The sequence below is a fragment of the Flavobacterium sp. S87F.05.LMB.W.Kidney.N genome, from assembly GCF_004366435.1.
In the GTDB taxonomy this organism is placed as follows: domain Bacteria; phylum Bacteroidota; class Bacteroidia; order Flavobacteriales; family Flavobacteriaceae; genus Flavobacterium.
The window spans coordinates 528,688-548,988 of record NZ_SODX01000004.1 but is presented as its reverse complement, the minus strand read 5'-3'; the positions used below and the strand labels follow the sequence as shown (position 1 = coordinate 548,988).

At 34.2% G+C, this 20,301-nt stretch carries 13 protein-coding genes and 1 pseudogene; 9 read left to right on the top strand and 5 right to left on the bottom strand.

The annotated features are described in order from the left end of the window. Positions 1-3: 3 nt before the first annotated feature. Complete coding sequence (locus EDB96_RS14920; protein WP_134141688.1) at positions 4-3,207, bottom strand: PAS domain S-box protein; 3,204 nt, start codon at positions 3,205-3,207, stop codon at positions 4-6. A gap of 212 nt (positions 3,208-3,419) precedes the next feature. Here EDB96_RS14920 and EDB96_RS14915 point away from each other — a divergent pair, with 212 nt between their 5' ends. Both EDB96_RS14915 and EDB96_RS14910 read left to right on the top strand, forming a co-directional pair. Further along, a complete protein-coding gene (locus EDB96_RS14915; protein ID WP_057118359.1) occupies positions 3,420-3,761 on the top strand; it encodes a hypothetical protein in 342 nt (113 codons plus the stop codon). A 419-nt stretch (positions 3,762-4,180) separates the two neighbouring features. Then, the gene (locus EDB96_RS14910) at positions 4,181-5,005 is read left to right on the top strand and encodes a hypothetical protein (RefSeq protein ID WP_134141686.1); all 825 of its coding nucleotides are present in this window, start codon (positions 4,181-4,183) and stop codon (positions 5,003-5,005) included. Between the two features lie 68 nt (positions 5,006-5,073). Here EDB96_RS14910 and EDB96_RS14905 read toward each other — a convergent pair whose 3' ends face one another. Further along, a complete protein-coding gene (locus EDB96_RS14905) occupies positions 5,074-5,334 on the bottom strand; it encodes a SemiSWEET family sugar transporter (protein ID WP_057118357.1) in 261 nt (86 codons plus the stop codon). 153 nt (positions 5,335-5,487) lie between these two features. Beyond that, on the bottom strand, positions 5,488-6,336 hold the full coding sequence (locus EDB96_RS14900) for an SDR family oxidoreductase (protein WP_134141685.1): 849 nt from the start codon (positions 6,334-6,336) through the stop codon (positions 5,488-5,490). A 396-nt stretch (positions 6,337-6,732) separates the two neighbouring features. On the opposite strand from EDB96_RS14900, the gene EDB96_RS14895 reads away from it, so the two are divergent. The 5 genes from EDB96_RS14895 to EDB96_RS14875 are packed head-to-tail and all read left to right on the top strand — an operon-like array spanning position 6,733 to position 13,317. Beyond that, positions 6,733-7,947, top strand: coding sequence for a response regulator (locus EDB96_RS14895; RefSeq protein WP_057118355.1), 1,215 nt, complete (start codon positions 6,733-6,735; stop codon positions 7,945-7,947). Positions 7,948-7,976: 29 nt separating this feature from the next. Further along, the gene (locus tag EDB96_RS14890) at positions 7,977-11,546 is read left to right on the top strand and encodes a response regulator (protein WP_134141684.1); all 3,570 of its coding nucleotides are present in this window, start codon (positions 7,977-7,979) and stop codon (positions 11,544-11,546) included. A gap of 18 nt (positions 11,547-11,564) precedes the next feature. Then, positions 11,565-11,930, top strand: a complete 366-nt coding sequence (locus EDB96_RS14885; RefSeq protein WP_057118353.1) for a response regulator — start codon at positions 11,565-11,567, stop codon at positions 11,928-11,930. Positions 11,931-11,938: 8 nt separating this feature from the next. Then, positions 11,939-12,748 (top strand): CheR family methyltransferase, encoded by an 810-nt coding sequence (locus EDB96_RS14880; RefSeq protein WP_057118352.1) that lies wholly within the window; start codon positions 11,939-11,941, stop codon positions 12,746-12,748. Continuing rightward, the gene (locus EDB96_RS14875; protein ID WP_057118351.1) at positions 12,730-13,317 is read left to right on the top strand and encodes a chemotaxis protein CheB; all 588 of its coding nucleotides are present in this window, start codon (positions 12,730-12,732) and stop codon (positions 13,315-13,317) included. Before EDB96_RS14880 ends, EDB96_RS14875 begins: the two co-directional genes overlap by 19 nt. Here EDB96_RS14875 and EDB96_RS14870 read toward each other — a convergent pair. Both EDB96_RS14870 and EDB96_RS14865 read right to left on the bottom strand, forming a co-directional pair. Continuing rightward, on the bottom strand, positions 13,314-14,072 hold the full coding sequence (locus EDB96_RS14870; RefSeq protein ID WP_134141682.1) for a porin family protein: 759 nt from the start codon (positions 14,070-14,072) through the stop codon (positions 13,314-13,316). The two genes, EDB96_RS14875 and EDB96_RS14870, sit on opposite strands and share 4 nt — an antisense overlap. Positions 14,073-14,081: 9 nt before the next feature. Further along, positions 14,082-15,203: a hypothetical protein gene (locus tag EDB96_RS14865; protein WP_057118349.1), complete on the bottom strand. Its 1,122-nt coding sequence runs from the start codon at positions 15,201-15,203 to the stop codon at positions 14,082-14,084. Between the two features lie 256 nt (positions 15,204-15,459). Here EDB96_RS14865 and EDB96_RS14860 point away from each other — a divergent pair, with 256 nt between their 5' ends. Further along, positions 15,460-15,783 (top strand): DUF6660 family protein, encoded by a 324-nt coding sequence (locus tag EDB96_RS14860; protein WP_241774389.1) that lies wholly within the window; start codon positions 15,460-15,462, stop codon positions 15,781-15,783. A 110-nt stretch (positions 15,784-15,893) separates the two neighbouring features. Beyond that, positions 15,894-20,300: pseudogene (locus tag EDB96_RS14855) on the top strand (CusA/CzcA family heavy metal efflux RND transporter). Position 20,301: the final 1 nt, after the last annotated feature.

Below are 20,301 nucleotides of genomic sequence, written 5' to 3'. Positions count from 1 at the left end.
TTTTTAAGACATATCAGGAATATAAATATTAAACACAGAACCTTTGTCTTTTTCGCTGGAAACGGTAATGATACCTTTATGGTTTTCAACGATTTTTTTCACGATAGCAAGACCAATTCCTGTTCCTCTATATTCACTTTCTGTATTCAGGCGCTGAAAAACTTCAAAGATTTTTTCTTTATAGACAAGATCAAAGCCAATTCCATTATCAGCAACTTGCAGATGATGATACATTTTATCTTTAAACTCAGCATTTGGCAGAGAACTTCCTTTTACCAATTCTGACGATATTTCTACTCTTGGAGGAACTCCTTTTCTAGAAAATTTAAGCGCATTTTCTACCAAATTATGAAGCAGCTGTCTAAATTGAAACTGAATCAAGGTTGCTTCTCCTAAATTATGATATTCTACTACTGCATTTTTTTCTTCAATTCGATCAGAGAAATCACTGATGACTTCTTCTGCAATTTCGTCAATATTAACCGTTGTAAAAACGCGTTCTGCAGAATTAGCTCTAGAATAGGCGAGCAGGTCTTGTATTAAATTCTGCATCCTTTTGGCAGAAATCTCAATTCTGGCTAGATATGTTTTAGCATTTGCCGATATGTTTTGTTCATCTAAATCAGATAAACGGCTGGCAAACGTTTGTATTTTTCGCAAAGGTTCCTGAAGGTCATGGCTCGAAATATAAGCAAACGACTGCAGTTCGATATTCATGTTAACAAGATCTCTATTTTTAAGTTCCAGCTGAGTAGTACGTTCAATAATCTGCTCTTCAAGCTGATTGGTGAAGTTTTTTTGATCTTCAATATCTGTACTTGAACCCACCCACATTTGAATATTTTCCTGTTCGTCCAATTGTGCAATAGCGCGGCTCAACTGCCATCTGTATTCACCATCATAACGTTTAAAACGGTGAACGAATAAAAAGTCATTACCTGTTTTTACAGAATGCATCCAGAGTTTAACATTTTCTTCCCGATCGTCAGGATGTACAATTTGAAGCCATCCATTTTTGTCGATTTCCTCTTTAGAGAATCCAGAATACTTGTAAAAAGTTTCATTAAAATAATTTAGATTTCCCAAAGTATCACTAGTCCAAATAAGCTGCGGCATAGAATCGGCAAGAAGTCTAAATTTTGCTTCATTCTTCATCAATATTTCCTGGCTGTTTTTCTCATCAGTAATATCCATCAGAGTCCCGATCATCTTTGAAGGGTCTTTATTTTCATCAAAAAATATCCTGCCGTGCACTTTTATCCAGCTGATAGAATCATCTAATTTTTGGATACGTGCTTCGTATTTATAAATACCTGTTAAAAGTGCCTTTGCAAAAGCTTCTACTAAGATATGCTCGTCTTCGGGAAGCACTCGGCTTCGAATATCCTGATGTACTATTTTTGTTTTTTTTTCAAAGCCAAAAATATCCAGGATTTTATCACTATAAATTAATTTTTTATTCTGAAGATCAAGATCCCAAGTCGCAATTTCTCCAATTTCGGCTGCTAATCTTGCTCTTTCTTCAGCAGTTTCTACTTTTTTTCTTGCTTTAACTTTAGACGTTACATCGTTAACAGTAACCATAACGCCAGAAGCCTGCCCATTTTTTTCAAGAAGCGAAGTATACTCGTAATCCAAGTAGAATTTCTTTAGTTTCCCTTTAATATCAACATAAGCAATCGCTTCGTTCTCTTGAATCGTTTTTCCATTAGCAATAACATCATTTAACAATTCGGGATATTTTTGATTTTCCAATTCTGGGAAAACTTCCAATAAAGGCTTTCCAATTGTATCCTTTTCTTCTTTCTGCCAGATATTGCGCATCATCGAAATATTGGCCATTTCGATAATATGATCTTTACCTCTAAATATTGCCATTGCAATTGGAGAATCCATTACAATATTTCGAAATGCTTTTTCGCTTTCCGTTAATAAATGTCTCGCTTTTACCTCTTCGGTAACTTCGTAGGCAACAATAATAACACCTGTAATCGCATTTTCTTCTTTTAAGGGATAAAATACAAGATTAAAATAACCTAACTCCTGTTTGTTATAACGATTTAAAGTAACAGGAAGTTCGTCTGTATAGTAAGGTACACCTGTTTCAAAAACGTTTTTTAGTAGTGGGAAAACAGTCTCTTTTGCTTCAGGAACAGAATCAAAAATTGGCCTGCCTAATATATCTTCTTCATTTTTATCAATAATATGCAGATAAGTATCATTCGCCATTTCTACAACGAGATCTTTCCCTTTAAAAATTCCAATCCCGAGCGGAAGCTGTTTTACAATATTTCTAAAACGCTTTTCGCTCTCCTCAACAGCAGTGCGGGAAAGGACCTGCAGCGTTACATCATTGGCAATAGCCAGAATACCAGAAATAGTACCATCGGCTTCTTTTAAAGCTTCATAAGTAACATTTATAAAATTAATTACCGGTTTTCCTTTTCGGTTTAGACTTACAGGAAGTTCGTTGGCGGTAAATTTTTCACCAGTAGTATAAACATTTTTCAGAATTTCTTCTAAACCCTGATTGGTAACTTCGGGAAGTGCCTTAAAAACAGGTTTATGGAGAACCTCTTCTTCTTTTCGCTCCCAAATTTCCAGCATCAATTTATTGGCAATTTCTATTGTATAATCTTCACCTCTAAAAATACACATCGCATTTGGAGCTTGAAGAATGTTACTTAAATAGCGTTCGTTGCTTTCTTCAAGCCTTTTACGAATGTTTACTTTATCGGTAGTTTCGTTGCAAATTACAAGAACTCCATTTATTATTCCTTCATCATTTTTTACAGGGCTATAACTGAATGTCCAGTAAACATCTTCGATTTTGCCATTTCTGTAAATCGGAAGCAGCTGATCTTCATGCCAGGTAGCTTCTCCTTCAATAAGTACTTGATCCAGTAAAGGTTTAATAAAATGCCAGATTTCCGGCCATGAATCGGCGCCTTTTTCACCAAGGATTGAGGGATGTTTACCATCGTTTCCAAGACTAGGACGATAGGCATCATTATAAAAACAAATATGATTTGGCCCCCAAAATAAAAACATGGGGAATTTGGAGTTTAATAAAATTCCTAAAGTAGTACGAAGACTTTGCGGCCAAGATGCTTCTGGTCCAACCTCAGTTTTACTCCAATCTTTGGCACGGGTAAGCTGTCCCATTTCGCCTCCATTGGCCAGAAATTCATAATTGTTAGTGTTCATTAAATGTGGTATTTATTCTCTTATTAATAAACAGAGTTTTATTAATTTTTAAATGTAGTAATTCTTGCCTAAAGTTAGGCTTCGTTAAAATTAATAAAAAATAAATATTCAAAAAGTCTCATTTTTGAATGAGGCAAGATTAAAATCGTTTGAGTTAATTTTATCTGGTTTCAATACGGAAATTTGATAAAGAGATTAAAAATAAAAAAGCCATGAAAAGAGAAGATTCAAAACACGAAACCGATTATATTAAAAGATATCAAGAAGAAGGATATACAGTGAATTATTTATTTGAAAATGATCAATTAATAGATTCAGAAACTAAAACAGCATACAAACCAGAAGATATTTTTATTGTAGCCCACCATCGTTATGAAGGTATGAGCGATCCAGATGATATGTCTATCTTGTATGTTATTGAAACAAAAGACAACAGAAAAGGAACCCATTTATTAGGATACGGACCAACAGCTGACTTAGAAGAAGCTGAATTTTTTAAAGATATTCCGAAAGCTAATTATTCTAAAAATGCTGATATAAGCGAATTGACATAAAAAGTAAAAATAGATTGGTATTTTTATTTTGCTGATGAGCAGTTGTTCCAAATTTATTTGGGGCAGCTGCTTTTTTTTTGAGGTTCAAAGGTTCAGAGGTTCAAAGGTGCAAAGGTTAGATGGAAAAGAGAAAAATTGTAGTAAGGGGCAAAGTAAACCTTTTAGCCTAAAAAAAAACCTCTGAACCTTTGCGACTTTGAACCTTTGTCCCTCTAAAAGAAATCTCTGAACCTTTGCAACTTTAAACCTTTAAACCTTTGTCCCTCTCAAAATAATAATTATGAAATATCTCTCCAAAATTGTATAAAGATTTGACAGACAATATAAACGAAATTTGGATTATAGAAATAAGATAAAAACCAAAGTTAGTTTTTGTACGTAAATAACTACTAACCGTTTTATTTAACCAAAATATTATAATGAAAAAACTTTACATAAATACTGGAGGATTTGACGATGTCTTTAACAATCTTAAAGATAGTTTTGGCGGTGATTTATTGATCAGCGCAAACGAATATAAATTAACATTCAAATCGAAATGGGCAACAGGAAGCATTTCAGGAGTTCGTTTTGAAAAAGAAATGACGTACTTAAATTTTGACTTAATGTTCAATCACGATGTCAATTTAAGTATAGAATCAAATCCGTTATCACCGGTATTTTTTGTGTATTGTGAAAAAGGAAATGTAGTGCATAGTTTTGGTGCAAATGGAGAAATAAGATCTTTAAAGAAACAACAGTCTGGTATTATGAGTAATTCCTCAGTAATTAACAGCGTGTTGTATTTTAAAAGCCACCAGCACATTCAATTTTCATTGATTGGAATGCCAACCAATATAGAAAGTAAAGTAACCGATTTCGATTTTACATCGCAGGTAAGAAAAATATTTACTCATGAATCTGGAAATTATATTTACATAGGTCCAGAAAATCAAAAGATAGGCGAGAAGTTCCAAGAACTTAAAACGATTCCACAGCAAGGCACAGTTCGTTATTTATTAATGAAGAGCATTTTGCGTGAAGTTTTAGAACTAGAGATAGCGCAGCATAGTTACAATTATTTAACTACGTTTCAGCCTATTTTAAACTTTGCTGTTAAACAATTAAGCGAAATTAAAAAATTGTCAAATTTGAAAACAATTATGGCGCCTGTATTATTTTTCAAAAGAAACCTGCAGCCTCGAACTTTAAAAGAAAAATACCATTTGACATTCAAACCATACAACCAAAAATTAGCTAGCTAGTAAGCATACCATATTCTTCACTCTCAAAAAAACAGCTTTGTCGAGCTGTTTTTTTCTTTTATAAAATCTTATTCTTTTTCATAATAAATAATAAAATAAACCATAATTAGATTCAAGATCAGCGAAACGCTATTGGTAATAATAATTGCTAAATCGTTTTTCAAAATACCATAAACGACCCATACCGCGATTCCAAAAGTAAGTGTACCAAACATTTTAAGCGAAATTTCTTTTACTTTTTTAGTTTTCCAAACTTTTAAAATCTGCGGAATGGTTGCTATAGTTACGCAAGTTCCAGCAAAAAGACCGATGATGTCTACGTAGTTCATTTTTTTTTTAAGATTCTGAGGTTCTAAGTTGCTGAGGTTCTAAGTTTTTTTTAATTGAAAAACAATTAGAACTTGGTGACTTCTTGTTTTTCCGAGATTAAAACAAATCCCACGTAAAAACTTTGTATGATTAATGATCTTCTAAAGACAGATTTATCCTCCAACCAATTCACCTCCATTGATATGGATAAACTGGCCTGTAATATAACTGCTGTCTTCGCAGGCTAAGAATACATAAGCAGGCGCAACTTCAGAAGGTTGTCCGGCTCTTTCCATCGGATTGTCTTTTCCAAAATCGGATAATTTATCAAAACTGGCGACGATTAAAGGCGTCCAAATAGGACCGGGCGCAACGCCGTTGACACGTATTTTCTTTTTGGCCAGCATGCTCGAAAGTGATCTAGTAAAACTTACAATTGCACCTTTTGTACTCGCGTAATCTGCCAGATGTTCGCTGCCGCGGAAAGCCGTTACAGATGTGGTATTAATTATGGTATCTCCTTCTTTTAAGAACGGAAGAGCTGCTTTTGTAATATAAAAATAAGGGTAAATATTGGTTTCAAAAGTTTTATGCAGCTGAGATGCAGTTATCTTTTCCAATTCATTTTGAGGAAATTGTACCGCAGCATTATTTACTATAATATTAATATCCTTAAAAGTAGTCTGGCATTTTTTAATGGCTGCTTTGCAAAATTTTTCATCTTTCAAATCACCGCTTATCAAAAGGCATTGTTGTCCTTCCTTTTCAACCATTTCTTTAGTTTCACGTGCATCTTTATCTTCCTTTAAATAAACTATGGCAATATTAGCACCTTCTCTGGCAAAATGTACAGCAACACTTCGGCCGATACCGCTGTCGCCTCCAGTGATAAAAGCAGTTTTACCTAGCAATTTACCGCTTCCAACATAATTTTCTCTAATTATTTCTGGTTCAGGTTTCATCATGTGTTCATTACCAGGAAGATTTTGTTTTTGTTCAGGGAATGTTTTTGTCTTTTTCATGATTCTTCTTTTTTTTTTAGGCTATTTTTTGCTTATTAAAAGTAGTGCAGTGTTAGAATTTCCTTTGTCTTAAAAGAAATTTTGTTTGCCCCAAAAGATAAAATAACGTGATCTTGTATGAAAATACGTTCATTCATTTTCAATATTTGAAAAATATAGCATTTATAAGGGCTTAAAGATCATAGTGAAACGGAAACAACAGCATCAAAGGTGGGAATTTTGTAACGAATTTCGATTTAGATAAAAAACCATCTGATATTTTTTTTTATACATTTGAGATTTTACACATAAATTTTAATAGTTAGTTGTGCAATTCAATAAAAAAATAAGAAAATTTTTAAATTTCATTTTAAATTCAACAATTGTGATTCACAATAAATTTAGCTTCAAAACGGAATGGTATTAATTGTAGACGATATAAGGGCCAATATCATTGCCTTAAAGAAAACATTAGAGCTGCATAATATCGATGTCGATAGTGCCGAATCTGGAGAAGAAGCTTTAAAGAAAATATTAAAAACAGATTATTGTCTGATTATTATGGACGTTCAAATGCCGGGACTCGACGGCTTTGAAGTGGTTAAAATTCTCTCTGGAAATAAACGCACAAAAGATATTCCTGTTATATTTCTTTCGGCACTTAATACCGAGAAAAAATATATTTTCAAAGGATATGAAACGGGAGCTGTAGAATATATTACAAAGCCAGTTGATTCTGATTTATTGATTTTAAAAGTAAAAACTTTTATTAAAATCTATGAGCAGCAAAATGAACTTAAAGCCATAAAAGACCTTCTCTCTAAAGAAATTAAAATTAGAAAAGAAGCGCAGGACAATCTTGAAATTAAAATTGCAGAAAGAACAAAAGAATTGGTTCAAAAAAATGAAGAATTAGAACTTCGTAATCACGAATTACAACAGTTTTCATGGGTTGTTTCACACGATTTAAACGAACCTATCCGCAAGATCCAGATTTTTATTAAAATTATAAAAGACCTTTATCTAAAAACCGACGATAAAGCAATCGATTATGTAAATCGAACAATAAAATCGGCCGAAAGGATGCAGACTTTGATTACAGATCTTTTGGCATACTCCAGACTTTCAGCTCAGGTAAAACCAGAAAAAACAGATCTTAATGAGGTTTTACAAGAAGTACTTTCAGATTTCGATTATCTGATAGAAAACAAAAATGCTGAAATAAAAACAAACGAACTTCCTACTGTAGATAGTATTCCGAGCCAGATGCGACAGGTTTTTCAAAATTTGATAGGAAACGCTTTGAAATTTTCTGGAAGTGAGCAAAAACCAGTAATCGAAATTACCTCAGAAATAATACTCGAAAAATCATTTGACAGTGTAACCTCGCCAGATGGAAATTTTTGCAGAATCACGGTAAAAGACAACGGAATTGGGTTTGATGAAATTTATTTAGATAGAATTTTTATTATCTTTCAAAGTTTAAATGACCGCCAAACCTACGAAGGAACTGGAATTGGACTGGCAATTGCCAAGAAAATTATTGAAAAGCATAACGGATTAATTACCGCTAAAAGTAAACAAGGCGAGGGGGCAAGTTTTATAATTATACTTCCTTTAACTAGTAAATAACCAAATAAACAAAATAGTACAGAATCTCTATGGACAGTAATTTTAAAAGAAATTTACTAATCAGTTCGTCAATTTCCCTGCTGATTTTAATGATTAGTTCGACTGCATCTTTTTTAAGTATTAAAAGTCTTCTCGACAGTAATGCCTGGGTTAATCATACACAGGATGTTATTTATAACCTAAATACCGCTTCATCTGTTATTACAGATGCCCAAACCAGTATGCGCGGCTATTTAATAACCGGAAACAAAGATTTCCTGCAGGAACATTATGACGCAGAAAAAGAATCTGCTGTTTATTTTGAAAAGCTGGATGAATTAACCGTCGACAATCCCACACAGCAAAAAAGATTGAACGAATTAAAACCGCTTCGTTCTAACTTTTTTAAATATCTCCACAACCAAGTTGTAAAAAAACAGCTTGGAGGTAAAAATGCCACTTTTGATCTTGAAGAAGGTAAAAAGATGATGGATGAACTTCGCAGTAAATTTAAAAGCGTAGAAAATACGGAGCAGGCCCTTCTAAGAGAACGAATCGGAAATTCTGAACGATACGGAAACTATAGTTTTATTTTAATTATTACAGCATTTATAATTGCAATGATTATTACTGTTGTATTCTTTGCAAGAATTTTAAGAGACCATAATGAAAGAGCCTTACTGCAGAAAGAATTAGAGCGTAAAGATATTGAAACGGCTGAAAGACTTGAAGTTATAAGCAGTATTGCAACACAAATTTCTAATGGAAATTATGATGTGCAGATTGATGATAGAAAATCGGATACTTTAGGAGCATTAGGTTCATCACTTCACGAAATGAAAGACTCGTTAAAAGGTTCTTTCGAATTATTATCTCAGAAAGAGTGGCTGCAGTCTGGTATTGCATCATTAAATGATAAAATGCTGGGCGAAAAAACGATTCAGAAACTATCAAAAGATGTCATCGAATTTTTATGCCAATATACCAACAGCAGTGCTGGGGTTTTGTATGTTATTGATGGTGAAGAATTAACAGTAACTGGTGGTTACAGTTATATTCCGAGTAAAAATCGCGAAAGAATTAAAAAAGGAGAAGGTTTAATTGGCCAGGCCATCGTTTCAGGCAAAATGCTGGAATTAAAATCTTTATCTCCAGAAGATATTCAGATCAATTATGCTTTAGGTGAAATTAAGCCAACGCATGTTGTTGCTGTTCCATTAATGGATTTTAAAGTAGAAGGAGCAGTAGAATTAGCCAGTATTTATGGTTTTTCTTTACTGCAATTGGAATTCTTAAATTTGGTTTCTAATAATATTGGAATCGCTTTAAAAGCAACTCAGAATCGCAAAAGAGTTATGGAACTCTTGGAAGAAACCAAATCGCAGTCTGAAGAACTTCAAATTCAGCATAGCGAATTAGAAGCTATTAATGCAGAATTGGAAGCACAGACTGAAAAATTACAAGCTTCTGAAGAAGAGCTTCGCGTGCAGCAGGAAGAATTGGAACAAACCAATGAAGAATTATCTGAAAGAAGCGTTTTATTGGAAGAAAAAAATACTGAAATTCAGAAAAAATCAGAAGCTTTAGAATTAACGACACGTTACAAATCGGAGTTTTTGGCGAATATGTCGCACGAATTAAGAACTCCTCTAAATTCTATTTTATTGTTGAGCCGCTTGTTGTCTGAAAATAACAACAAAACAATGAACAAAGAAGAAATCGAATTTGCACAGGTAATTCAGAGTTCTGGAAACAGCTTATTGGGATTAATTGACGAAATCCTTGATTTATCTAAGATTGAGGCAGGAAAAATGGATTTAGAATTTTTAGAGGTTTCAACAAAAGAAATTACAGATAACCTGCATAATTTATTCTATCTGGTTGCCAAAGAAAAAGGAATTAATTTTGAGATTATAGACAAAGACGCACCAATTGTTATTAAAACTGACAAAATGCGTTTAGAACAAATCCTGAAAAACCTTATCTCTAACGCTATTAAGTTTACCGAAAAAGGAATAGTTTCTCTTGAAATTAAAGTAGACAGCGATGATGATAAAATTATTTGCTTTATTGTAAAAGATACCGGAATCGGAATTCCGCTAGAAAAACAACCATTAATTTTTGAAGCTTTCCAGCAAGCCGATGGTTCAACGAAACGTAAATATGGCGGAACTGGTCTAGGATTATCAATCAGCCGAGAATTAGCCAAATTATTAAGAGGAGAAATTATTCTGCATAGTAAAGTAAATGAAGGAAGTACATTTACACTATGCCTTCCGGTATTAGGTTTTGCAATTAATAAAGTTTCTGTCAACAAAATTCCAGAGGCTGAATTAATAGAAGAAGAAACAGAAGATCAAGAGCCAAAACCAAGATATATTAGTGAAGTTGTTCCTGCAGAAATTGAAGACGACCGTGATTCTATTGTTGAAGGTGATAAAGTAATTCTAATTGTAGAAGACGATATCAATTTTGCAAAATCATTATTGGCTTTCACACAGAAAAAAGGATATAAAGGAGTTGTTGCCGTAAGAGGAGATTATGCCTTGAATTTTGCTTTAATTTACCGACCAATCGGAATTTTATTGGATATTGAACTTCCAATTAAGAGCGGCTGGGAAGTTTTAGAAGAATTGAAAAATCATTCTCATACCAAACACATTTCGGTACACATCATGTCTTCTCACAAACTAAAACAAGAAAGTTTGTTAAAAGGAGCTGTGGACTTCTTAGACAAACCAGTTGCTTTTGACAGAATTCCAGAAGTTTTTATGCGCATTGAGCATATCATCAATAACGAATCGCAGAAAGTTTTAATTATTGAAGATAACCCACAGCATGCCAAAGCACTAGCTTATTTCTTAGAGACATACAATATCAATTCTGAAATTAAAAGTGATGTTTCTGAAGGATTAACTATTTTAAACAAAGAAGATGTTGACTGTGTAATTCTAGATATGGGAATTCCAGATAAACAAGCTTACGAAATTCTAGACGGAGTGAAGAAAAACCCAGGTTTAGAAAATCTTCCGGTAATTGTTTTTACAGGGAAAAGTTTGTCGATCAAAGAAGAATTGAAAATTAGAAAATATGCCGATTCAATTATTGTAAAAACCGCACATTCATATCAAAGAATGCTTGATGAGGTTTCGCTTTTCCTTCATCTAGTAGAAAGCAAGAAAAAAGAAGGAAGTGATAAAAAAGAAAGTGCTAAAAAACTGAATTCATTAAATAATATTTTATATGAAAAGAAAGTATTAATTGTTGATGATGATGTTCGTAATATCTATTCACTTTCTAAGGCTTTAGAAGCTTTTAGAATGAATGTTATTACAGCTTTTGATGGAAAAGAGGCTATTAAAATTTTAGATGAGAATCCAGATACAGATGTTGTATTATTAGATATGATGATGCCAAATATGGATGGTTATGAAACAGCAGAAAAGATAAGAAGTAACCCTAAATTTCTTAACTTAGCAGTAATAGCTGTAACAGCCAAAGCAATGACCGGCGATAGAGAAAAATGTATCAAAGCGGGAGCTTCAGATTACATTACAAAACCTGTCGATGTAGATCAGCTGTTATCACTGCTTCGAGTTTGGTTATATGATAAAATCTAATCTTTAAAAATACTGTAAATGGAGAAGAAAAAAGTATTAATTGTAGATGACGATTCTAGAAATATTTTTGCTTTAGTGAATACTTTAAAAGCAAAATCTTTTGACTGTTTGTCTTGTTTAAGCGCAGAAGAAGCTTTGAAAATATTATCAAATGACAATTCTATAGATGCCGTTTTGATGGATATGATGATGCCAGAAATGGATGGTTATGAAGCAATTCCGCTGATAAAAGCAATTCCGTCACAAGAATCTACTTTTGTCGTGGCAGTAACTGCCCAGGCAATGAATGGAGATAGAGAAAAATGTTTAGAGGCTGGAGCTGATGCCTACATCTCAAAACCCGTAGATGTTGATAAATTACTTCAAATCTTGGGTGAAATTTAAATGAAATTATGATTGAAGATATTGAATTAGAAACTCTTATAAATGAAATTTACGAATATTATGGTTTTGATTTTGGAAGTTATTCCAGAGCCTCACTTAAAAGACGCGTAAACAGGGTTTTTTATTTGGATGGCTTTAAACATTTTCATGAATTTTTGTCAAAAGTTCGAAGAGATCCGGAGTATTGTAAAAGAATGATTGATGAAATAACGGTTAATGTTACAGAAATGTTTCGTGATCCGTCTTTCTATATGGCACTTCGAAAAGAAGTTCTCCCGCTCTTAGGAACTAAGCCGTTTATAAGAATATGGCATGCAGGATGTTCTACAGGCGAAGAAGTGTATTCTATGGCTATTATGTTGAAAGAAGCAGGTTTACTGCATAAATCAATATTGTATGCAACAGATATCAATGCAACCGTTTTAGAAACAGCAAAAAGCGGTATTTTTCCGTTGAGAATGATAAAAGACTACGCCGATAATTATCGAGATTCTGGAGGGCAGGAAGATTTTTCGGATTATTATATTGCAAATTATGGTTTTGCGAAGTTTAATGAAAACCTTTCTGAAAAAATGGTTTTCTCTCAGCATAATTTAGTGTCAGACACTTCTTTTAATGAATTTGACCTTATTTTATGCAGAAATGTTTTAATTTATTTTGATAATAATCTACAGAAAAGAGTTATAAGCCTTTTTGATGATAGTCTGGCTCCACTAGGTTTTCTGGCACTCGGGACAAAAGAAACAATCAAATATTCTATCTCTCAAACCAAATACAAACAATTTGATAAAGAGAAAATATGGAGGAAAATAAAATAATAAATCATTATAAAGTAGTTATAATTGGAGGCTCTGCAGGAAGTTTACAAGCACTATTACAGATTTTGCCATTTATCGAAGATTCTATTTCTTTTGCCTTGGTAATCGTTGTACATAGAAAAAGTACAGACGAGCAAACCTTGGAAGATTTAATTGCTTTGAGATCCAAAATAAAAGTAAAAGAAGTAGAGGACAAGGTAAAATTAAGAACTGGATTCATTTACATTGCACCTTCAAATTATCATTTGTTGTTTGAAAAAGACGAAACTCTTTCGTTAGATACTTCAGAAAAAATAAATTACAGCAGACCAAGTATTGATGTTTCTTTTGAATCTGCAGCCGAAATATATGGCCCAGATTTAATCGGAATACTGCTTTCTGGTTCAAATTCTGATGGAACTGTTGGATTAAAAGCCATTCAGGCGGCGGGCGGTAAAATTGTGATTCAAAACCCGTTGTCTGCAGATATGCCTTTTATGCCTAACAACGCCATTTTACACACAACGCCAGATTTTGTTTTAAGTACCGAAGAAATCTTAGAATTCATAAAACAAATAAATAAACTTTAGTTTTTGTCTTCCGGCAGTATAACCTTATTCATTTCGGCATTTTTTTCTGCTCTTCTTTGTGCTGCTTTTCCTTTTCCAATAGGGATTCCAGCTGTCAGGTACAAAGATCTGTTGTAGACATTTGGTCCGTCACCTTTCATAACAGGAACCAATCCGTAGTAATATTGAATTGTTATATTTAATCCGTTGCCAATATTCATATGATAGCCGGTTCCCAAAGCAATTCCAGCATCTATAACACGAATCTCGTCTCTGATTTTTTTCTTATAAGTAACATCGTTTTTATTAATCTCGTTGGTAAACTCATCAAAAGCCGAAGCCAGAAGTCCAAATTGAGGTCCGGTTTTAAGATAAATTCTATTTTTGAATTGGTATTTAATTAAAATCGGCACATTAAAATAGCGTATTTCACGATTGACACTTCCACCTTCAAAAGTATTATCCAAGTTAACATCATCTAAAGAGTAAACAGGAAGGTGGTGCGCACCCATTGGCGATTTAACAATAACACCTGTATTAATCATCCATGCGGGATTTTTTTTCGATCTAAAATCAAAATAAAAACCCAGATTAAAACCAGGATTAGTTCCAGAACTTTCGAGCCCAGAAATATCAGAAAGGTTGAGTCCGCCTTCTAGACCAAATTCTAAAAAAGGCGAATTTAGTTTATCTCCAAAAATTAAGGAAATTAAAACTTGAGACCGCGCTTGAGCAATGGAGAAAAGCATAAAAAGCAATAATAAACCTTTTTTCATATTCTAAGATTAAAGTCCAAAACGGTATTGAAGACCTCCTAAAACCTGTGTACGACTTCCTAAAAATCCTGTTTCAAGTCTAAGCATTATATGTTTGTTATACTGAAACTGCGTTCCAACAATAAAATTCCACATATCTTTTGGTGACTTTTGGAGTGAATATTGAATTGTCGAAGAATCTGCAGTACTTAAAGCTCCGTCTAGAGTAGTTAAAAAAGTACCTGCTCTTTCTAATGCACGGTTTGCTGTATTATGTTTAGCAACATTTACTGGATTTGCCTGTTGGGCCGGAGTTAATCCATTCCACCAATTATCCACTTTTGTTTGGTTTTCAGATACTTTTGTCAAACCGTCATCAACTTTGGTCTGAGCATTGCTAAGATCAAAAATATCCGATAAAGCTATATTTCCTTTTGTTCCTCCTTCAATATGAACTCTAAAACCGCCAACCCATACAGCGATATTTCTTTCGGGTTTACGAAGTTTAAAAGTTTTACCTAATCTTGGACCAAATATGTAAGAGAAAGCCGGTTTGTCCAGCGCATCCACATCGCTCCAGGACATATTCATATCCAGTGCCAGCCAGCCTCCGCCAATACCAATGGTTGGAGTCATACCAATTCCGAATGTGGTAGCGTCAAAATTTGCTTTTGTATTAAAACTTGCAATCTGAGACCAATTATTATCAGCGTCAGGAATCCAAATTCCAGCATTGATTTTAGTTGTTGGTTTTGCTTTACCAAAAATTCCGTAAATATTTAAGAAAGGAAGCAGCCAAATATCTGGTCTAATAGTTATAGCACCTGCTTCTACAGAAGATTTATCAAAGCGAACAATTTCGTCTAAGTTGTAAAGTGGACCGTTATTGAACCCAACCTCCAGATTTTTTATGACGATTTCAGAATCCTGCCAAAAGTAATTTACAGATAATCCGGCAGAGTAAGGTAAATTATAACCTTTTTGGGCCACCTTCTGACCCCAAATTGGTAAAGAATAAGGATATTCCACTACTTTAAGACTGTCTTTAAGCTGTTGGTTTTTCTCTCCTACGATTTTGTCGGTATAAACCTGACCAAAAAATTGAATACTTGATAATAAGAAAAAGGCTGATATTAATCTTTTACATTTCATTTATTAGGGGTATTAGATAATTAATAAAACTGCGTAAAATAAAATATGACTTGTGTATTCTTAAAATATAATTTGGGCTGTAATTTTACTTTTATTTGTTTTCGGCGTAGATTTTTGAATAAAAAATATGTTATTTCATGTTAAAGTTAACTAAATTTTCTTTTGCCGAAAATAAATTTTAAAGAAATATGATTAAAAGTCAATTGATTATGTTTTTTTTCAAAACGGAATTAAATAAAGTATTATTTTTACACTCATGAGATGGATAGCAATTGTAATGTCAATTTATTTGATGGCACTTTCAAATATGCCCTGCGCAGATATGGAAGTAAATAGCGCTATGCATAAAACAGCTCAGTTTTCATCTGAGGATAATCATTCTCATGACAAACACAATGATTTGTGCTCTCCATTTTGCACCTGCAATTGCTGCAGTGCACAAGTTTTAAGCTATCAATCAGTTTTAAGTCTTGAATTTCCTGCCGCATACAATCTTATTTCTATTCCTTTACCCAATTATCGTTCTGTTTTTGCTTCTAATTTCTACGGAAGCATATGGCAGCCCCCTCAAATAGCATAATGATGCCTGTTTCCGAAAATTCGGAATTCGGGTTAGAGAGTTGTGGACTTACCACAGGTTTATAAGACATATTCTTGTCTCATTTCTCATGTCATTATTTTATTATTCAAATGCTAGATAAAATCATTCAATTTAGTATACGAAACAAATTCGTTATACTATTATTTACCCTTGTTTTAATAGCTTGGGGAAGCTATTCACTTAAAAATTTACGGCTAGATGCTTTGCCCGATGTAACCAATAATCAAGTGCAGATTATTACAACAGCCCCAACTTTGGCAAGTCAGGAAGTGGAGCAGTTAATTACGTATCCGTTAGAACGAGCGGTCAAAACCGTTCCAGATATTATCGAACTCCGCAGTATTTCCCGTTTTGGACTATCTGTTGTAACCGTTGTTTTTGAAGACGACGTTGATATTTACTGGGCACGCGAACAAATTTTCCAGCGTTTAAAACAAGCCGAAGAAAATATTCCAGATTATGTAGATTCTCCAGAATTAGCACCAATTTCAACTGGTTTGGGAGAAATTTACCAATATGATGTTTACGCTAAAAAAGGGTATGAAAACAAATACAGCGCCGTCGAATTAAGAACCATTCAGGATTGGATTATTATTCCGCAATTGCAGGGAGTCCGTGGTGTTGCTGAAGTAAGTGCCTGGGGCGGAAAACTAAAACAATACGAAATTGCCGTTAACCCTAACATGCTGAATAGTTTAGGAGTTACGATTACTGAAATTTTTGAGGCATTAGAAAAGAACAATCAAAATACCGGCGGGGCTTATATTGAGAAAGATCAATATACTTATTTCATCCGTGGCGTCGGAATGGCAAAAGGGGTTAAAGACCTTGAAAATGTAGTAGTGAAAAACCGAAACGGTTCACCAGTTTTGGTGCGTAATGTGGCGCAGGTTCGCGAAGGTGTTGCATTGCGCTACGGCGCTTCTACAAAAGACGGAAAAGGCGAAATCGTTTCGGGTTTGGTATTAATGCTAAAAGGAGAAAACTCAAGCGCTGTTGTCAACAGGATTCACGACAAAATGGCTCAAATTAATGAAAGTCTTCCCGAAGGAGTTGTTGCAGAAGCCTTTATCGACCGAGGAAAACTCGTTGATAATTCTATTAAAACAGTTGCAAAGAATTTGCTAGAAGGTGCTTTAATCGTAATTTTTGTACTGATTTTATTTTTAGGAAATCTTCGCGCAGGACTTATTGTAGCATCTGTAATTCCGCTGGCAATGTTATTTGCGGTGATTTTAATGAATGCCTTTGGTGTAAGCGGAAATTTAATGAGTTTGGGGGCAATAGATTTCGGAATCATTGTCGATGGTGCCGTTATTATTGTAGAAGCAACCATGCATCATCTTCAGAAAATCAAAAATAAAAAGGAATTGACGCAGGAAGAAATGGATGATGAAGTGTATAATTCGGCTTCAAAAATCAGGAATAGCGCTGCTTTTGGAGAAATCATTATTTTGATCGTTTATCTGCCCATTTTAGCCTTGATTGGAACTGAAGGAAAAATGTTTAAACCAATGGCAATGACGGTTAGTTTTGCCATTATTGGAGCTTTTATACTTTCATTGACTTACATCCCGATGATGAGTGCTTTATTTCTGTCTAAAAAAACAGAGCACAAATCCAATTTTAGTGATAGAATGATTGCGTGGCTCGAAAATCGTTATACGCCTTTACTTAATAAGGCTTTAAAATTTAAAAGAGTTGTTCTTACAACTGCACTGGCATTATTTGCTTTAGCATTTATTATTTTCCAAAATATGGGAGGCGAATTTATCCCGACAATTGAAGAAGGTGATCTAGCAATAAATGCTACGATTATGACAGGAAGTTCGCTGACGCAGATGGTAGAAACTGCAACCAAATATGAACAGCTACTAAAAGCAAGATTTCCTGAAATAAAAACTATCGTAACCAAAATTGGAAGCGGTGAAATCCCAACCGACCCTATGCCGATTGAAAGCGGTGATTTGATTATTGTTTTGAAAGACAAAAAAGAATGGAGGAGCAAATATCGTAATTGGGAAGAATTGGCAAATGCGATGAAAGAAGAAATGGAAGTGATTCCCGGAGCGAATATTGAAATTTCTCAGCCCATTCAAATGCGTTTTAACGAATTAATGACCGGAAGCCGATCTGATATCGCCATCAAGATTTTTGGCGACGATTTAGAGATTCTAGACGCGAAAGCGGCAGAATTAATTTCGAAAATAAAAAGTATTGAGGGAATAGGAGATTTAAAGGCCGATAAAGTTACAGGACTGCCTCAGATTACCGTTAAATACGATTATGACAAAATTGCACTCTACGGACTCAATATTTCAGATATCAATCAAATCATTCGTTCTTCTTTTGCGGGAGAAAGTGCTGGAAAAATCTACGACGAAAGCAAAAGATTTGATGTCGTGGTGAGAATGGATGAAAACAACCGAGCCGATATTACAGATGTCAGCAATTTGTTTATTCCGCTTCCAAACGGCCAGCAGGTACCGCTTTCTCAAGTCGCTTCAGTTGAATACGAACAAGGACCAGTGCAGGTCATCCGCGAAGACGGAAAAAGAAGAATTACAGTTGGATTGAATGTTCGCGGAAGAGATATTAAAAGTGTAGTTGAAGAAATTCAAGCAAAACTCGATAAAAACTTCAAGCTTCCAGTAGGATATTACGTAACGTATGGCGGACAGTTTGAGAATTTAATCGAAGCCACACAAAGACTTTCTGTTGCTTTGCCAATTGCGTTAGGGCTGATTTTGGTATTGCTTTATTTTACATTCAAAAGTATCAAACAAGCCCTTTTAATTTTTACCGCAATTCCGTTATCTGCGATCGGAGGAGTTTTTGCGCTTTCGCTGAGAGGAATGCCTTTTAGTATTTCTGCCGGAATTGGTTTTATTGCCTTGTTCGGAATCGCAGTGCTGAACGGAATCGTATTGATTTCGTATTTCAATCAATTGAAATCAGAGGGAATTTTAGATCCGTTTCAAAGAGTTTTTATCGGAACCAAAACAAGATTACGTCCCGTTTTGATGACGGCTGCCGTGGCTTCTTTAGGATTTCTGCCAATGGCATTATCGACAAGCGGCGGGGCAGAAGTGCAGAAACCTTTAGCAACAGTAGTAATCGGCGGCTTATTCTCAGCAACAATATTGACATTAATCGTTTTACCGATTTTGTATTTAATGCTGGAAAGTGGTTTTAAACGCAAAGAACGCTAAGGTTTACGCAAAGCACAAAAGAAAAATTTTAAAGAAATGAAAAAATTACCATACAATCTAAGAAAAATAACCTTTGCGAACTTCGCGCATCCCTTGCGATCTTTGCGGTTAATTGCATTCCTTTTAGCAAGCACGCTAATATCAGCGCAAACCAAAATATCTTTAGAAAAAGCAATAGAACTTGCCAAATCAAACAACATCGACTTAAAAATTGCTGATAAAGAAATTGAAAAACAAACCGTTTTAAAGAAAACTGCTTTTCAACCAGATCCGTTACAAGTGCAGTATCAGGGCGGGCAATTCAATAGCGTTGATTTTGATCATAATGTTTCTGTACAGCAGTTTTTTCCGTTGGGAAACATTACCAAAGCCAATAGGCAATTACAGGAAGAACTCGCAAAATTGGCTGAAAAACGAAAAGCTTTATCTTCTTATGAAGTCGAAAAAGCAGTAACTCTGGCGTATTATCAATATTTGTATGGAGTTTCAATTCAGAAATTAAACTCAGAATTAAATGAAATTTACACCAAATTTTTAAAAAACGCCGAACTCCGTTTTAAAACGGGAGAAAGCGGTAATATCGAAGTGATTAGCGCCAAAGCCAAAGTAAAAGAAATCGAAACCCAAAAAGCACAGCTAGAATACGATTTGGCGATTTACCAGAAACAGCTTCAGTTTTTTGTTCAGACCAATGAAAACATTATTCCAGATGAAAATACAGCTTTACAATATACTTTCGTAGAAAATCAAGAAACCTCGAAAGCAGAACTTCTGATGACCGATTTCTATCAACAGCAAATTTCGGTTTATCAAAAAGAAGCTGGGACTTTTAAAGCTTTGCGAACTCCGAAAGTAGGTTTAGGATATTTTGCGCAAACCATTAATACAGAATCGTTGTTTCAAGGTTTTACAGCAGGATTACAGATTCCGTTGTTTGGAGGTGTTAACACAACCAAAGCGAAAGCGGCTGAAATCAGTATTTCGCAGTCCCAAATGGCTTTGGATAAAAATAAAATGATTTTAAATCTGCAAAAAGAAGAATTACAGAATAATTTTAAAAAGCACCAGAAAAGCTTAGCTTATTATCAAAATGAGGGTTTGCAGTATGCCAATCAGATTATTGATACAGCACAAAAAAGTTATGCCAATGGCGATATGAGTTACTGGTCGTATATCAGTTTTTTAAATCAGGCGATTGATATTAAAAAACAATTTGCAGAAGCGACACACAGCTACAATCAAAGCGCCATCGAACTCCAATTTCCAACCATCAAAAACAATTAAA

What these genes read in the sequence shown, in the direction of transcription:
- EDB96_RS14920 (WP_134141688.1), bottom strand. Translation starts at nt 3,207, where the DNA reads ATGAACACTAACAATTATGAATTTCTGGCCAATGGAGGCGAAATGGGA.
- EDB96_RS14915 (WP_057118359.1), top strand. Translation starts at nt 3,420, where the DNA reads ATGAAAAGAGAAGATTCAAAACACGAAACCGATTATATTAAAAGATAT.
- EDB96_RS14910 (WP_134141686.1), top strand. Translation starts at nt 4,181, where the DNA reads ATGAAAAAACTTTACATAAATACTGGAGGATTTGACGATGTCTTTAAC.
- EDB96_RS14905 (WP_057118357.1), bottom strand. Translation starts at nt 5,334, where the DNA reads ATGAACTACGTAGACATCATCGGTCTTTTTGCTGGAACTTGCGTAACT.
- EDB96_RS14900 (WP_134141685.1), bottom strand. Translation starts at nt 6,336, where the DNA reads ATGAAAAAGACAAAAACATTCCCTGAACAAAAACAAAATCTTCCTGGT.
- EDB96_RS14895 (WP_057118355.1), top strand. Translation starts at nt 6,733, where the DNA reads ATGGTATTAATTGTAGACGATATAAGGGCCAATATCATTGCCTTAAAG.
- EDB96_RS14890 (WP_134141684.1), top strand. Translation starts at nt 7,977, where the DNA reads ATGGACAGTAATTTTAAAAGAAATTTACTAATCAGTTCGTCAATTTCC.
- EDB96_RS14885 (WP_057118353.1), top strand. Translation starts at nt 11,565, where the DNA reads ATGGAGAAGAAAAAAGTATTAATTGTAGATGACGATTCTAGAAATATT.
- EDB96_RS14880 (WP_057118352.1), top strand. Translation starts at nt 11,939, where the DNA reads ATGATTGAAGATATTGAATTAGAAACTCTTATAAATGAAATTTACGAA.
- EDB96_RS14875 (WP_057118351.1), top strand. Translation starts at nt 12,730, where the DNA reads ATGGAGGAAAATAAAATAATAAATCATTATAAAGTAGTTATAATTGGA.
- EDB96_RS14870 (WP_134141682.1), bottom strand. Translation starts at nt 14,072, where the DNA reads ATGAAAAAAGGTTTATTATTGCTTTTTATGCTTTTCTCCATTGCTCAA.
- EDB96_RS14865 (WP_057118349.1), bottom strand. Translation starts at nt 15,203, where the DNA reads ATGAAATGTAAAAGATTAATATCAGCCTTTTTCTTATTATCAAGTATT.
- EDB96_RS14860 (WP_241774389.1), top strand. Translation starts at nt 15,460, where the DNA reads ATGAGATGGATAGCAATTGTAATGTCAATTTATTTGATGGCACTTTCA.